At 34.9% G+C, this 16108-nt stretch carries 12 protein-coding genes; 4 read left to right on the forward strand and 8 right to left on the reverse strand.

Annotated elements, in window-relative coordinates:
- Positions 1–8: 8 nt before the first annotated feature.
- From VRU49_RS02450 to VRU49_RS02465, 4 genes are all read right to left on the reverse strand, one after another.
- Complete coding sequence (locus tag VRU49_RS02450; protein ID WP_330145188.1) at positions 9–785, reverse strand: hypothetical protein; 777 nt, start codon at positions 783–785, stop codon at positions 9–11.
- Positions 786–787: 2 nt separating this feature from the next.
- A complete protein-coding gene (locus tag VRU49_RS02455; RefSeq protein WP_330145189.1) occupies positions 788–1618 on the reverse strand; it encodes an ABC transporter ATP-binding protein in 831 nt (276 codons plus the stop codon).
- A gap of 179 nt (positions 1619–1797) precedes the next feature.
- Positions 1798–4110, reverse strand: coding sequence for a TonB-dependent receptor (locus VRU49_RS02460; RefSeq protein WP_330145190.1), 2313 nt, complete (start codon positions 4108–4110; stop codon positions 1798–1800).
- Positions 4111–4167: 57 nt separating this feature from the next.
- Complete coding sequence (locus tag VRU49_RS02465; RefSeq protein WP_330145191.1) at positions 4168–4506, reverse strand: hypothetical protein; 339 nt, start codon at positions 4504–4506, stop codon at positions 4168–4170.
- A 68-nt stretch (positions 4507–4574) separates the two neighbouring features.
- Here VRU49_RS02465 and hutU point away from each other — a divergent pair, with 68 nt between their 5' ends.
- A complete protein-coding gene (gene hutU / locus VRU49_RS02470; protein ID WP_330145192.1) occupies positions 4575–6230 on the forward strand; it encodes a urocanate hydratase in 1656 nt (551 codons plus the stop codon).
- Between the two features lie 349 nt (positions 6231–6579).
- Here hutU and hisS read toward each other — a convergent pair whose 3' ends face one another.
- Positions 6580–7971: a histidine--tRNA ligase gene (gene hisS / locus VRU49_RS02475; protein WP_330145193.1), complete on the reverse strand. Its 1392-nt coding sequence runs from the start codon at positions 7969–7971 to the stop codon at positions 6580–6582.
- A gap of 708 nt (positions 7972–8679) precedes the next feature.
- Complete coding sequence (locus VRU49_RS02480) at positions 8680–8913, reverse strand: hypothetical protein (RefSeq protein WP_330145194.1); 234 nt, start codon at positions 8911–8913, stop codon at positions 8680–8682.
- 71 nt (positions 8914–8984) lie between these two features.
- Between VRU49_RS02480 and VRU49_RS02485 the strand changes: the two genes are divergently transcribed.
- Complete coding sequence (locus VRU49_RS02485; protein WP_330145195.1) at positions 8985–10370, forward strand: MBL fold metallo-hydrolase; 1386 nt, start codon at positions 8985–8987, stop codon at positions 10368–10370.
- 1171 nt (positions 10371–11541) lie between these two features.
- Here VRU49_RS02485 and VRU49_RS02490 read toward each other — a convergent pair.
- Entirely contained in the window at positions 11542–13170 is a 1629-nt protein-coding gene (locus tag VRU49_RS02490) for a dihydrolipoyl dehydrogenase family protein (protein WP_330145196.1), read from the reverse strand.
- Positions 13171–13192: 22 nt separating this feature from the next.
- Positions 13193–14185: a pyruvate dehydrogenase (acetyl-transferring) E1 component subunit alpha gene (gene pdhA, locus VRU49_RS02495; RefSeq protein WP_330145197.1), complete on the reverse strand. Its 993-nt coding sequence runs from the start codon at positions 14183–14185 to the stop codon at positions 13193–13195.
- Positions 14186–14416: 231 nt separating this feature from the next.
- Between pdhA and VRU49_RS02500 the strand changes: the two genes are divergently transcribed.
- Complete coding sequence (locus tag VRU49_RS02500; protein WP_330145198.1) at positions 14417–14968, forward strand: C40 family peptidase; 552 nt, start codon at positions 14417–14419, stop codon at positions 14966–14968.
- Between the two features lie 62 nt (positions 14969–15030).
- Positions 15031–16107 carry a CapA family protein gene (locus tag VRU49_RS02505; RefSeq protein ID WP_330145199.1) on the forward strand — a complete coding sequence of 359 codons (1077 nt, stop codon included), beginning with the start codon at positions 15031–15033 and terminating at the stop codon, positions 16105–16107.
- Position 16108 lies beyond the last annotated feature (1 nt).

The following is a 16108-nucleotide window of genomic DNA, read 5'->3' on the forward strand; positions in this document are numbered from 1 at the left end:
TGTACGATTTAAACTTCCTTTTCTTTTAATCTAACAAACCCTACATACCAAATAAATAAGGTTACCAATAATAAAACTCCGGATATAATAAGTGCCAATTCGTTTCCATCAAGATTTACATTGGTGGTCTGTTTTCTAAATTTTCCATCGAACAAAAAACGAGAGGTTTTAAAAATTGCCCAGCTTAATGCGCTAATTATAATCATTAAGCTTATTGATGTTTTCAGGAAATGGTATTTCTCGAAGTATATAGACCCGGTCATATATAAACTGGAAATCAGTAAAAAAATAACTAATGATGGGTATATAAAATATGGATAAGCATCTGATGATTTTAAAATCTGCCAAAATCCTAATATCTCTTGCTTTTCTACCATATTAGATGAAATATACAGTATCATAACCTGGTCCATTATAAAAAAGATGGCCAAGAACGATATAGTGGTAAGAATAGCTGAAAATAATATCCCTGCTAAAAACTTCTCTATGCGAGAACAAGGCAACATTATTTCTATTATCGCTCTAGGCTTATTACCTAATGATGCGAAGTAAGCGCTCGACGTAACACTTATAAATAGAAAACATAAGGTGATAAAAGTTGGATACCTGAAGTACATGTTTAAGTCTTCTATTGAAGGATTTTTATAATTTGGAGCATTGAGAAAATAAATTAAGACCAAAACTCCAACTAGAATTCCTAAACTGATTAAATATATCTTACCAAACTCTTGAACTTGCCTGCGCAATAAATTGCCGAATCGACTCATTTCAAATGTATTGTTCATAGTTATGCGTTAAAATGTTGATTGATTTTTTCCTTTTCCAAAACGATTGCGTTAAATAATAACTCAATGTCTAACTTACTGTAATCGTCTCCCCTATTTGGTAAAATTGCATGATATCCATTTAAAGAAGGTTCTGCATAAATTACATCCGCTTGAAGCTGATCTACATTTTTAAAAGTTAATTTCTCTGTGATTTCTTCAACAGACGCCATCAAAGCAAGTTTATTGCTATCTAGCATAATTACTGTGTCAATTAAGTTATCCAGGTCTCTAACTTGATGCGTTGAAATGATTATGCATCTATCTTCTGTTAATGCAGAAGCCATTATTTTCCTGAACTGAGCTTTAGATGGAATATCTAAACCATTGGTTGGCTCATCCATGATTATTAATTTCGTTTGGGATGCCAGACCAAAACAAATAATCATTTTTTTCTTTTGTCCGTACGACATTTCCGATAACTTTTGAGCCATTGGAACATCAAACTCTCTTAATAGTGTGGCAAAATAGTTGTGGTCAAATTTTGGATAAAAAGACGCGTTGATTCTTACAAATGCATCTAAATTTAATGCTGGTAGAAATAGTTCTTCAGGAACAAAAAATATTTCCTCCAATAATCCCGGGTGGCGTTTTGATGGGTCAAAACCTAATACCGAAATTTCTCCTCCTTGAGCATAAACCAATCCGGCAATGTTCTTTAATAAGGTAGATTTTCCAGCTCCATTCTTGCCCAATAACCCATAAATATGACCGGCCTTTAAACTCAAGGAGATATCCTTAAATAATACCCTTTTTGGGGAATAGCCAAAGTGCAAATCTTTAATTGTTATCATAGTGTATTAGTTAAATAATACACTAATGTAGTAATGACTTACAATAAACCAAAAAATAAAAACAAAAAATAATTCAACTAATTGAAAATCAATTAAATAATTTTTAAAATCTTAATTGATTTATAACAAAAAACCCCTAACTTTTTTAAGTTAGGGGTTTAAAATTTTAGAATTACTTGCTATAATATAGGTAAATTAACACCAACAGCTACACTTCTACCTTGGTTATAAATACCTTCAATTTTATACTTACTTAAGTGATTAAAATATTTCTTATTGGTTAGGTTTTGTCCAGTAACCCAGAAGTTTATTTTTCCAGCTTTACTTTTAACTCCAAATCCAAGCCCAGCATCAAGCAACGAGTAAGAATCCGTCTTTTCTTCAAAAACATCTATCCTGCTTTGAGAAAACACATTATTAACACCCACTTTAACATAAGCTGAGCTTAATCCTTTTATATTTGGCTCGTACCTAATTTCATTTAAAATATTTGCAGCAGGAATAAATGGCAATGCATTGCCTGTAATTTTATTTTTTCCTTTTACATAGGATAAACTATTCTCGAAATGCAAAGATTCAATAAAATGAAAATCAACATTTGCCTCTCCTCCAATTAATAAAGCATCATCTTGAATATACCTAAATACAGGTAAAGTTTCTAAATGACCATGGTGATCTGCATAAGTTATGGTTTCTCCATTTAATTGAGCAGGGAAAATATAATTGTAGATTGTATTGCTAAATGCATTTAAACCAACGCTAATTTTGTCTCCTGAATAAGCTAAGCCAGCATCAAATTGTAAACTAGTTTCTTGTTTTAAATTAGCATTCCCTATCTCATATCTAAATGTTCCGTGGTGTTTTCCATTAGACCCCAATTCAGCAATATTTGGTGCTCTAAATCCTGAACCAGCATTTGCTTTAAAAATTAAATTAGGTGCTAATTCATAAGCCAGACCGATTGATCCAGAAAGATTAGAAAAATTATTTGAAAACGAATCAAAAATTACGTGCGAATGGTTTCCATGATCTTCAAGCATTTCCTTCCCATCCATATTTTTATAGTCATAACGCAAGCCAAGGTTTACCGCACCGCCAGTAAAATTCTTTTTTAAATAACCAAATACCCCAACATTATTGCTGTTATAATCTGGAATTAAAAATTCATGTCCTCGGTTCACATTTTGCTGATACATTCCTTGTAAACCAAATGTAGATTCCCACCCGTTATTAGAAGGTAAAGAATACTTAACGTCGTAAGTAAATGATTCCAAATTCAATTGTAATCCAACCTCATTAACATCTTCTTCAAATTCTTTTCTAATATTATTCTGATATGCAAAAACAGACTTTAATTGGCCTCCTCCTAAAATAATATTACTGTTTAAAGTAGTTCTTAAATGATTTATTCTTTGGAAAGGTGTTTCAATTTTTCTTTTTCTAGCTTCAGATCGCGAAACTAAATCTCCATCATGGCTGTAATAATCTCCTAATGCATCAGGTCCTTCCTCAACCAAGCCTAAATCCGAATTAAAACTAGAAATATTTAAATGGGTATATCCCCACGATTTATTAAACCCAAGCATAGCACTTCCGTTTAATTCATTAAATCCTGAGTTTGGAACATGAGCTCCTTTATAGCCAAAAGAATGTGCATTTTTATAAGATGCTCTTCCACGATAAACAAATCCTTTATTATTACCTTGTAACATTAAAGAGCTTGCAGAGAGTCCATTATTACTTTGAATAGATGTGGTAAAACCAGCCTTCGTTACACCTTCTTCCGGCACCAAATCATCAATAATATTTATAACTCCACCTAATGCGTCAGAACCATATAACAAACTGGCTGGTCCTTTAAGCACTTCTACTCTTGCAGCAGCAAACTGATCAAATTGTATACCATGCTCATCTCCCCATTGTTGCCCTTCTTCTCTCGCTCCTTCGGCAATGGTAAGCACTCTATTATACCCCAAACCTCTAATGGTAGGCTTAGAAATACCACCCCCCGTAGATATTTGAGAAACCCCAGGAATACGCGACATGGCATCTACTAAATTCGTACCCCCTTGTTCAGTTAGTTTTTCCCTGTTTACAGAAACTACGGCCAAACTGTTCGTTTTATTACTTGAACTAAAAGGTGTACCAGTAATTACAACCTCTTCGCTTTCTATAATGGTTGGATATAATACAAATTCTATGGTTTGATTGATAGAAAAATCCACCATTTTAGATAAAGTTTTATAACCTATATATTTTACTTCTACTAAAAAACTGCCTTTGCTTGGTGCATTCTTAAATTGAAATACACCATCGGCATCACTAACTGTTTTTAATTTTAAATCTGAAATATAAACAGATGCCCCCGGAATAGGTTGTCCGGTTTCAGAATTTTTCACAATTCCTTTAATTTCTACTTCGCCAATTGCGAAAGTAGTAGAAATATAGCCTATCGCTATACATAATGTCAATATATGACGTAATAATCTCATAATTTTAATATAACAAGGTAAACATTGCCTGAAAGGCATAAATTAAATTAACAAAAGTTAAACCCTTGATGGTGGCCCTCTTAAAGGGGTTGAGATTAAATTGGTAAATGAAGTATTAAATAGCCCTTCAACATATTTAAGTTGAACTGCTTTTTCAACATATTTAAATAAAGAAGAATTTAATATAAATATCGAATCGAAATGTGAAACACAAACGATACATTTTTCAGGTTTAGCTTTTACGTGTCCACTATGTAAACAATCTCGTTCATTGCTATCTGCAATTATGGTAGATGAATGATCATGAAATGCCTCCCATGGAGTTATCCCCAAAGCAAAAACCCCCAATAAAAAGAGGGTTAAATATTTGGCTATATTTTTTTTGTTTATGATCACTCTTTCAAAAATAGCGAAATAAAATAAATGTTTTACATTTGGGGCGTAACAATACGTTTATAATTATCATGTTAGAAGACTTAAATTTATCTACCAAATTAACTCCAAATGGAACCAAACTATCTTGTAAAGGTTGGGTACAAGAAGCGGCATTACGCATGTTATTAAACAATTTAGATCCTGAAGTTGCAGAAAGACCAGAAGATTTAATTGTGTATGGCGGTCGCGGAAAAGCTGCTCGTAATAAAGAATCTTTAGAATTAATTATAAAAGCATTACAAAATTTAGAGGAAAACGAAACGCTTTTAGTTCAATCAGGAAAACCAGTCGCGGTTTTACCCACTCATAAAGATGCTCCTCGAGTATTAATTTCTAATAGTCAGCTGGTACCCAAATGGGCAACTCAAGCGCATTTTGACGAATTAGAAGATAAAGGGCTTATGATGTATGGACAAATGACAGCTGGAAGTTGGATATACATTGGTTCGCAAGGTATTGTTCAAGGTACCTATGAAACTTATGCTGCATTGGCTAAAAAACATTTTAACGGAAGTCTAAAAGGAAAATTAAACGTTACGGCGGGTTTAGGCGGAATGGGCGGTGCTCAACCTTTGGCAATTACCATGAACGAAGGTGTTTGTTTAGCGGCTGATGTTGAAGAATGGAGAATTAAAAAACGTTTAGACACAAGATATATCGACGAAATCAGTTATAATATTGATGAAGCAATTGATAAAGCTGTAAATTATGCAAAGGATGGAAAAGCATTATCTATTGGTGTTGTTTGTAATGCGGTAGAATTATTACAGAGGTTAATCGATAGAAATATTATTCCAGATACACTTACAGATCAAACTTCTGCTCACGATCCTTTAATTGGTTATTTCCCAGAAGGACTAGATGTAGAGGCGGCGGCTGAATTAAGGAAAAAAAATCCCGAACAATATATAAAACAATCGTATTCTACCATGGCAAAGCATATTCAACAAATGTTGAAATTGCAATCTAAAGGTGCCATTACATTCGATTATGGCAATAATTTACGTGGTCGTGCTTTAGAAGCAGGGGTAAAAAATGCATTTGATTTCCCAGGATTTGTACCAGCTTATATTAGACCATTATTTTGTGAAGGTAAAGGTCCGTTTAGATGGGCAGCTTTAAGCGGTAATCCAGAAGATATTTTAGCTACTGATAAAAAGATTTTAGAATTATTCCCTGAGAACGAAAGTTTAAAACGTTGGATTAATATGGCGCAAGAACGCATTGCTTTCCAAGGTTTACCATCTCGCATTTGCTGGCTTGGACAAGGAGAAAGAGAAAAAGCTGGTTTAGCATTTAATGAAATGGTCGCTAATGGCGAAGTAAGTGCACCAATTGTTATAGGTAGAGATCATTTAGATACAGGTTCTGTTGCTTCACCAAATAGAGAAACAGAAGCAATGCTGGATGGATCTGATGCTGTTGCAGATTGGCCAGTTTTAAACGCTTTAATTAACACCGCTGGTGGAGCAAGTTGGGTGTCATTACATCACGGTGGAGGTGTAGGTATTGGATACTCTATTCACGCGGGTATGGTTATAGTAGCCGATGGAACTGCTGATGCAAAAGCTAGATTAGCACGTGTTTTACATAATGACCCTGCAATGGGCGTTATTAGACATGCCGATGCAGGTTATGATATTGCAAAAGATACAGCTAGGAAGTTTAGACTGGGCTTGAAATAAAATGGGAAGTCCGAAAGTTGGTAAGTCTGGAAGTTGGAGAGACATTGTGCCTATAGTAAAGTAATATATTACTATGCTACAACCTTTTCTATCTTCCCGACTTTCCCGCCGGAGTTAAAAGCGTATAATTTAAAAACACTTATTATTGCCTAGCATTTACAACAATAAGATAGTAAGTTCTTAATTTTATAGGGATAAATTTTAAATTGTTATTTCTAAGTGTTTAACAAAAAAAATTAGGCTCATAAAAAATTTATTGTGAAAATCCTTTTATATGCTGCCTTTACCTCCGAACAAACAACCGCTTGGTCATAATAGCGCCCTCAACAATTTAGTCATCATAGATGCCCTAGCCTAACTTATCTACGATTGCAGAAAGCGCGACTTTCTCTTGTTCTCCGGTCAACATATTTTTAACCGTAACCATATTGGCCGATATTTCTTCACTGCCAATTAGTATAACATAAGGGATATTTTTAGCATCAGCGTAAGCCATTTGCTTTTTCAATTTCGCAGATGTAGGATACAACTCCGCAGCGATACCAGCATTTCGCAATTGTGCTAAAATTGGCAAAGCATAATTTTCTGCCTCTTTATCAAAATTTGATATTAAAACTTTGGTTCCCTGAACAGTTGAAGCAGGGAATAAATTTAACTCTTCCAAAACATCGTAAATTCTGTCGGCTCCGAAAGACACACCCACACCGGTTAAATCTTTTAATCCAAACATACCGGTTAAGTCGTCATAACGGCCTCCACCGCCAATACTGCCCATGGCTACTTCATTCGTTGCCACTTCAAAAATACAGCCTGTATAGTAGTTTAATCCTCTAGCTAGCGTAATATCTATTCCTAAGTGCTGAATATCTTCTGGAGCACTTCCTGTGAGCTTAGAAACGTAAGAAATTACTTCTTCTATTTCCTCAATTCCTTTTAAACCAACTTCAGTGGCTTTTAAAACTTCTTTAAGTTGACGTAACTTATCTAAATTAGAACCTTGTAACAAGATTACAGGCTTCAATCGCTCTATGTCGGCTTCAGTGAACCCCTTCTCAAGTAGTTCCTTACTTACCCCATCCATACCAATCTTATCTAATTTATCTATGGCAACTGTCATGTCAACAATCAGCGCTGGTTTACCAATTATTTCAGCTATCCCAGATAAAATTTTTCGATTATTTAGTTTAATGGTGAAATCTTTTAAGCCCAAAGCTTTTAAGGCTTCAGTATAAATCAATACAAACTCCGCTTCATTTAACAAACTTTCCGATCCCACTACATCAGCATCACATTGGTAAAATTCTCTATAACGGCCTTTTTGCGGTCGGTCGGCACGCCATACAGGTTGTATCTGAAAGCGTTTAAAAGGAAACGATAATTCATTCTGGTGCATAACCACGAAACGTGCAAAAGGCACGGTTAAATCGTAACGTAATGCTTTTTCTGATATCAGTGACACCAATTTATTGCTGTTATTTTCAGCTGCAAAATCGTAGCCCTTCTTCTTAGGCTCATTCAAAAACTCTCCACTATTCAGAATTTTGAAGATCAATTTATCACCCTCATCACCATACTTACCTGTTAAAGTTTGAAGATTTTCCATGCTCGGGGTCTGTATTTCCGCATAGCCATATTTTTTAAATACCGTTTTAATGGTATCATAAATAAAGTTGCGTTTCACCATTTCTGATGGTGTAAAATCTCTGGTTCCTTTTGGTAAACTTGGCTTGTTAGATGACATAGAGCAAAAGTAGGAAAAAAGAGTTAGAAGTTGGAGAGTCCGAAAGACGATAAGTCCGAAAGATGGAAAGACGGAAAGTTAGTAATAAGTACTAAGTAAAAAGTAGATATTAATTAGTTTAAGGTAATTAGTAAATAGTTTATCGAAATTAGAATTTGGCTTAGCGTCTATACATTAACTTTCCGTTTCCCCGAATCCCAATATCACGGACTCCCAGACTTTCGGACTTCCCGACTTCCCGACTCCATTAAAGAAAGATGGGTTAGTCCGAAAGACAGAAAGTTAGTAATAAGTACTAAGTAATAAGTAGATAGTAATTAATTTAAGGTAATCGGTAAATAGTTTATCGAAAATGGAATTGGGCTTAGCTTCTATCCATTAACTTTCCGTTTCCCCGAATCTCAATATCACGGACTCCCAGACTTTCGGACTTCCCGACTTCCCGACTCCATTTAAGAAAGATGGGTTAGTCCGAAAGACGGAAAGACAGAGAGTCAGTAATAAGTACAAAATAAAAAGTAGTTAGTATTTAATTTAAGGTAATCGGTAAATAGTTTACCGAAATTAGAATTTGGCTTAGCGTCTATCCAATAACTTTCCGTTTCCCCGAATCCCGGTCTCCCGGACATTCGGACTTCCCGACTTCCCGACTCCACTAAAAACTAAAGACTGTCTACTGTCTACTAACACCTGTCTACTAACTCCTGTCTACTCTTCCTCACCCAAGTACGCGTCAATAGCTGCCCCAAGCGCATCCACTTCTGGATCTATCTCAAATACTGGCACTTCAGTCTGCGGATCAAATTTAATCCAAATGGATCCAGTGTCTTTTTGAATCTGAACATGCTCTTTACCATCTTTGTAAATCGCATAAATTCCATCATTTTCTGGGAAAACGGCATAGTCAATTCCGTTAATTCTTAAGTCAAAAGGCTCTTGCATATTGATAAAATGTATAGCAAAATTACATATTATTTATCGCTTAAGTCGATGAAATAACTATTTTTGAAAATATGGAGTTAACGTTTTGGGGAGCTGCGCAACAGGTTACTGGAAGCATGCATTTATTGGATGTAAATGGTTTTAAAATATTAATTGATTGCGGACTAGATTATGAAAAGGAGTCTACAAACAAAGACAATGAAAATTTCCCTTTTGACCCTCAGCATATAGATTTAGTAATTCTTACTCATGCGCACATAGATCATTCTGGCAATCTGCCAACGCTGGTTAGATTGGGTTATGAGGGACAAATATTATCTACTCCACCAACAGCAGATTTAACTAATTTATTGCTTACAGATTCTGTAAATATATTCTTAAGTAAACACAACGGGCGTAAAAATGGGAAAAGACGTGGCAAGCCAACTACCCCTCCTTTATACCTGCAGAAACATGTAGTGGAAACAATGGAGCGATTTGTAACCATAAGTTTCCATAGAAAGTTTAAAATAAATGGCTCCATAGAATTGGAATTTATTCCGGTCGGACACATCCTAGGTGCCGCAGCAGTAGTACTTACTATCGACGATCAAGGGATTAAAAAAACCATAGGTTTCACGGGCGATGTGGGTAGAAAAAATTATCCTGTTTTACAAGATCCAGAGCCACTTCCGCCTTTAGATTATTTGGTGAGCGAATCTACTTATGGCGGCAGATTTCATTCTAACCAACAAACTTTAGAGCAAAAATTAACTGAAGTAATTACTGATACTTGCGTAAAAAGTCCGGGCCGACTAATTATTCCTGCCTTTAGTATTGGTCGCACCCAATCACTAGTGTTTACCTTAAATAAATTATTTACATCGGGCTTGGTGCCACCAGTGAAGGTTTTTGTAGATAGTCCGCTAGCTAACAATGCCACTACTGTATATAGAAAATACCCTGAATTGCTGAGCGAAGATTCAAGAGAATTTTATAGAGCCAGAGGCGATGAATTTACATTCGATAACTTAGAATATATTCAAAACATGCAGGAAAGCAGGGAAGTAGCCAATTATCTAGAACCCTGCATTATTATTTCATCAGCAGGTATGCTAGAAGGTGGACGTATTCAAGATCATTTGTTTTACAATATTCAGAATTATTATTGCACTATCCTCTTTATAGGTTATTGTGCTAAAGGAACACTAGGACATAGATTGTTGCGAGGCGATTCTATTGTGCACATGCGCGATAGAGAATTATCTGTTTTTGCAAGCATTAAACAAACGGATTTATTGAGTGGTCACGCCGACCATAAAGGTTTAATGGAGGTAATCAATGGACAGCCCTCTTCGCTTAAAAAAGTTTTTTTAGTACATGGTGATATAGAAAGTCAGCAGGCATTAGCAGCTGCCTTAGAAACTGAAGGAAGAACGGTGTATATTCCTGAAAAAGGTGAATATTACACAATTTAAATTGAGAGTAGAAGACTCACCGATGTAAATTTAATTTAGCATTTCCATTAATTGTCACTAAAAAAATCTAAGACATTTTAAGAGGAATAAACATTCTATTCGAAGCTATTGACGTTACATATCGAAACTTGACCTTTAATACTCTTACTATGTCTTATTATTAATTTTTAGCTTTTCGATACATTCATTTACAGTTCCCTTATTATAATATCTAATTGCATTAACAATCCTTATAAAACTCCAAACAAAAGATACTATGCAGGAAACTAGAAATATCGCATGCCAATTTTGAGGTTCAATTCCAAATTTAGCTTCTTCAAACTTGACCGTCAATATAGTTAACAATAATGAAATAAAAATACCAACTGGATTGATCCAGTCAATTTTTCTTTTAACTATCTTATGATGCTTGTTCAATATAAGCTTTACTTTATCAGTGTTAGTAACAATTATCTCTTGCGTAAGATTTTTATGCACCGTCATCTGACTAGTTAAATCTTCATCAAAATTTATATTTCCTTAGCTACTCATTTATCTCCATTTTTAGGTATTAAGCCCAACGCGCCCAATGCATGCTGACTTGTAAAACCACATTTATCACACACTATAGCTATAGTAGGGATTGAAGGCCCCCAAGAACTATTCCTGCTTGAAAACCGGACTGCATGGGATGATTGAAGTAACCATCTGCTATAATAAAATTATTATTGTTACACATAGGACACTTAATATTTAAAATCTTATCCTGTAGAGTTTTAACTATATTCTGTTTTTCACTTTCTGACAATAGATTCTCCACGTTCTGTTGTTTATTTCTTATTGATATTAAGCTAATTACGATTAAAGTTTTAAAAAACATTTCAAAAAAGTTAATTATTTTATAACTAAATAAATAATAATTTAAATACTTGTCTTTAAAATTTAAAATAAAGCTGAAAACGGCATTACGTGATCTCTGAATTAATTAATTATATCTGCTCTCAAGAAAAAACGAATATAGGGAAAGCGTACGCCTCATGCACTTCAATAATAAAGCAAACATTATTAGCAGGAACAAATTATATAATATAAGAGAAACCCTAAGAGGATAAATTACCTTTCGACTTCATCATCACAAAAAAACCCTCCTCGTTTTCACAAGAAGGGTTTACTTTATTTTAGTATATATCGCTTAAGCCAACAATCTTACCGGCTCTTCTAGTAATGCTTTCAGCGTTTGTAAGAAAGCTGCACCTGTGGCGCCATCTACCACTCGGTGGTCACAGCTTAAGGTCACTTTCATAACGTTTCCTGGAACTACAGCGCCGTTTTTAACAACAGGCACTTGAGAGATACCGCCAACTGCCAATATGCACGCATCTGGTGGGTTAATAATAGCTGTAAATTCTTCAATTCCAAACATACCTAAGTTAGAAATGGTAAAAGTACTACCTTCCCAATCTGCAGGTTGTAATTTTTTAGCTTTTGCGCGTTGAGCAAAGTCCTTAACCTCAGCAGAGATGTGCGATAAGGATTTACCATCTGCAAAACGTACAACAGGTACTAACAAACCATCTTCAACAGCTACTGCAACACCAATGTTTACATGCTCGTTGTATCTGATTTTATCGCCCAACCACGATGAATTTACTGCAGGATGTTGTTTCAATGCTATAGCAACAGCTTTTAAAACTAAATCATTAAATGAAATTTTGCTAGTAGCAAATTCATTGATTTTAGCTCTCGCAGCAATCGCTCCATCCATATCTATACTCATAGTTAAGTAGAAATGTGGAGCAGTAAATAAGCTTTCAGATAAGCGTTTCGCAATAGTTTTACGCATTTGCGTAACTGGCTTCTCTGTGAATTTCTCTTCGCCAATAAATTGAGGAATAGAAGGTGTATTTGCCACCTGACTATCAGTCTTCCCAACTTCCTGACTTGCAGACTTAACAGCTGGTGTATAATTTTCTATATCTTTTTTAATGATTCTACCGCCTTCAGCACTACCTGTAACTTGGCTTAAATCAATACCTTTTTCTTTCGCTATTCTTTTTGCCAATGGTGATGCTTTAACACGGCTATCGCTGTCCGACTTAGCTTCCACTGGTGCAGCATTTGCAGAAGTTTCTTTTGCAGGAGCTGCCGCCTCTTCTTTCTTAGCTGCTGGAGCTGCATCGCCTTGCGCTACTATTGCAGAAACATCTGTTCCTTCTGGACCAACAATGGCAATAATACCATTTACTTTAGCCGCTTTTCCTTTTTCTACGCCAATATGAAGTAAAGTACCAGTTGCGTATCCCATAACTTCCATAGTTGCCTTATCGGTTTCTACATCAGCAAGAATATCATCATCTTTCACTTTATCACCTACTTTTTTATGCCATTCAGCAATTACGCCTTCTGTCATAGTATCACTCAAAAGTGGCATCCTGATTACAGTAACTCCCATTTTCTCTAAATCAGCTTCGCTTAAACCTTCAGCTTTCGGACTTTCAGACTTTTCAGACTCTTGAATTTCTGAAGCTTTCGGACTTTCGGACTTTCCTCCCTCTGCTTCTAAAGCAGCTTTATAATCCTCACCTTCTTTACCAATTACGGCGATGATAGCATCAACAGGAACTGCCTTACCTTCTTCAACACCTATGTATAATAAAGTACCATCCCAATACGATTCTAAGTCCATTGTAGCTTTATCGGTTTCTACCTCAGCCATTACATCACCGCTTTTTACCTTATCGCCAACTTTTTTATGCCACTTTGCCATAACTCCTTCTGTCATGGTATCGCTCATTTTGGGCATTCTAACTATATCCGCCATACTTGTATTTTGAATTTCTTAATTAATCTTGATAAGGATAGTTTTCCTGAACATATACATCTTTGAAAAGCTCTGAAGCTTCCGGCCAAGGAGATTCCTCTGCAAACCTCACAGATTCATCTACAATTCCTTTTACTTTTTCTTCAATTTCTGAAATCCACTTTTCATCAGCGTACTTCTCTCTCAAGATCGTTTCTCTAACTAATTCAATAGGATCTTTAGCTTTATAATCTTCTAATTCTTCCTTAGTTCTGTATTTTGCTGGGTCTGACATAGAATGACCGCGGTATCTATACGTACGCATTTCTAAGAAAGTAGGCCCTTCTCCTCTTCTTGCACGTTGAATTGCTTCATCCATAGCTGTATGAACCGCTACCGGATCCATCCCATCAACAGGAGCACATGGCATATCAAAACCTAAACCAATTTTATATATATCGGTCATATTGGTGGTTCTTTCAACAGACGTCCCCATTGCATAACCATTGTTCTCACAAACAAAAACAACAGGCAATTTCCATAACATAGCCATGTTAAAAGCCTCATTTAAGGCCCCCTGACGAACAGCACCATCGCCCATATAGCAAATGTTTACATTGTCTGTTCCTTTGTACTTCTCAGCAAACGCAATACCAGCACCTAAAGGAATCTGTCCGCCTACTATACCATGACCACCATAAAAATTATGCTCTTTGCTAAATAAGTGCATTGAACCACCTTTTCCTTTACTGCATCCTGTAATTTTACCATACATTTCTGCCATAATAGAATTAGCACTAACACCTAAAGCTAATGCATGAGCATGATCTCTATAAGCAGTAATCATTGAATCACTTGGTCTCATTGCAGAAATTGCACCAGCAACTACTGCTTCCTGTCCTATGTAAAGATGACAAAATCCACGAATTTTTTGTTGCCCGTATAGCTGTCCTGTTTTCTCTTCGAACTTGCGCATTAGCAACATGGATTCAAACCATTTCAAATAGGTATCCTTATTTATTTCAACTGCACTCATTATTGGGTATATGTTATTTTGGAAAGCAAATCTAATTTTTTATTATAACATATAGAAGTTTTTAATGTAAAATGAACACTAAGTTGACGCTAAAACGTTTACTTTCATTTAAAAACAGGAAAAATTTGGAAGGTAAAGTCTTATATAATATATTTGTGTCCCAAACAATAAGCCAAAGCGGTGTACGTTTAAGTGTAAGTATTTAAACAAACCCAAACTTAACAGTATAACATGATTAAAAAGTTTTTGTTTTTCTCCTTAGTATTATCTTTTGGTTATACTACTAGTTTCGCGCAAACAACCAAAGGAGCATCAAAATTAGAAGATCCAGATAACTTAGCATCACAGTATTTTTCCCAAGTAATGGGCGTAGCATTAGATGCAACTTCTAACGTTAAGCTTTACAAATTTATTTATGAATGGATAGGTACTCCTTATAAATATGCAGGAAATACCCAAAAAGGAATAGATTGTTCTGCTTTTACAAAAGCTATTTACCAAAAAGTATTTAATACTACTATTGCCCGTAATTCTAGACAGATTTTTAGTATGGTTAATCCTTTAGCTAAAACAGATCTTAAAGAAGGTGATTTAGTATTCTTTAAAATAAAAAGTAAAAACATAAACCATATAGGTCTTTATTTAGGCGAAAACAAGTTTGCACACGCTTCTCAAACTAGAGGAGTGGTTATAGACAACCTTAACGATCCTTACTATTCTCGCTATTTCTATAAAGGCGGTCAAATTTTAGATAAGGCTAAAAAAGATTTAATGGAAGAATAAAAAATTTAAAAGTTCAAAACTCATATCCCCTCATCTTAGTAGATGTGGGGATTTTTTTTACCATGAATTACCTTAAATATTTAATCCTCTGTCTAATTTTTAGTGGATGCAATTCTCCAAAACAAAAATTGCAAGCGGTTAATTTTGATCAAATAGAAAATAACCAAGATTCAATTCTAATTACAGCTGTTGGCGATATTATGATTGGCTCTACTTATCCCTCTCCCCTTCATTTACCTCCTAATGATGGAATAAACTCTTTTAAGGCAGTTCAAAATTATTTAAAAGGAGATATTGTTTTCGGAAATTTAGAAGGTACATTTTTAAATGATGACACTCCTCCTAAATGCAATGATTCTATCTCAAAAAATTGCTATGCATTTAGAATGCCTGAACATTATGGAAAAATAATTAAAAATGCAGGTTTTAATGTTTTAAGTATAGCAAATAATCATATTAATGATTTTAAAAGTTTAGGCAGAAAAAGAACAACTAAGGTGCTGGATTCTTTGAATATTCATTATGCCGGATTGATAAATAAACCCTATAAATCGTTTACCATAAAAAATAAAAAATTTGCATTTCTAGCATTTGCGCCAAATGCCAATACACTGTCAATTCACAATTTAAATGAAGCTAAGCGTTTGGTAGATTCTCTAAAAAAAGAAAATCACATTGTTTTGGTGTCATTTCATGGAGGGGGAGAAGGTACCGATTTCGAACACGTTACTAGAGCTCCCGAAATTTATATTAACGAAAATAGAGGCAACGTTTACGCTTTTTCTCATGCAGTTATAGATGCTGGAGCAGATTTGGTTTTAGGACATGGGCCACATGTAACTAGAGCGGTGGAAGTTTACAAGAATAAGTTCATTGCTTATAGTCTTGGTAATTTTTGTACCTATGGTAAATTTAATATTAGCGGACCAAGTGGCATAGCACCTATATTAAATATTTATATCAATGAAAAAGGTGATTTTATGTCAGCAAAAGTAATTTCTACAGCACAATCTAAATCAGAAGGACTAACAATAGATAGTTTAAACAATGCCTTTTATAAAATAAAAAATCTAACTGATGCCGATTTTAAAGGGCACCAATTAGATTTCTCTAAAGTTGGATATATTAAATTAAAATAGT

Origin of the sequence: Pedobacter flavus, assembly GCF_036324285.1 — a bacterium.
Lineage (GTDB): Bacteria > Bacteroidota > Bacteroidia > Sphingobacteriales > Sphingobacteriaceae > Pedobacter > Pedobacter flavus.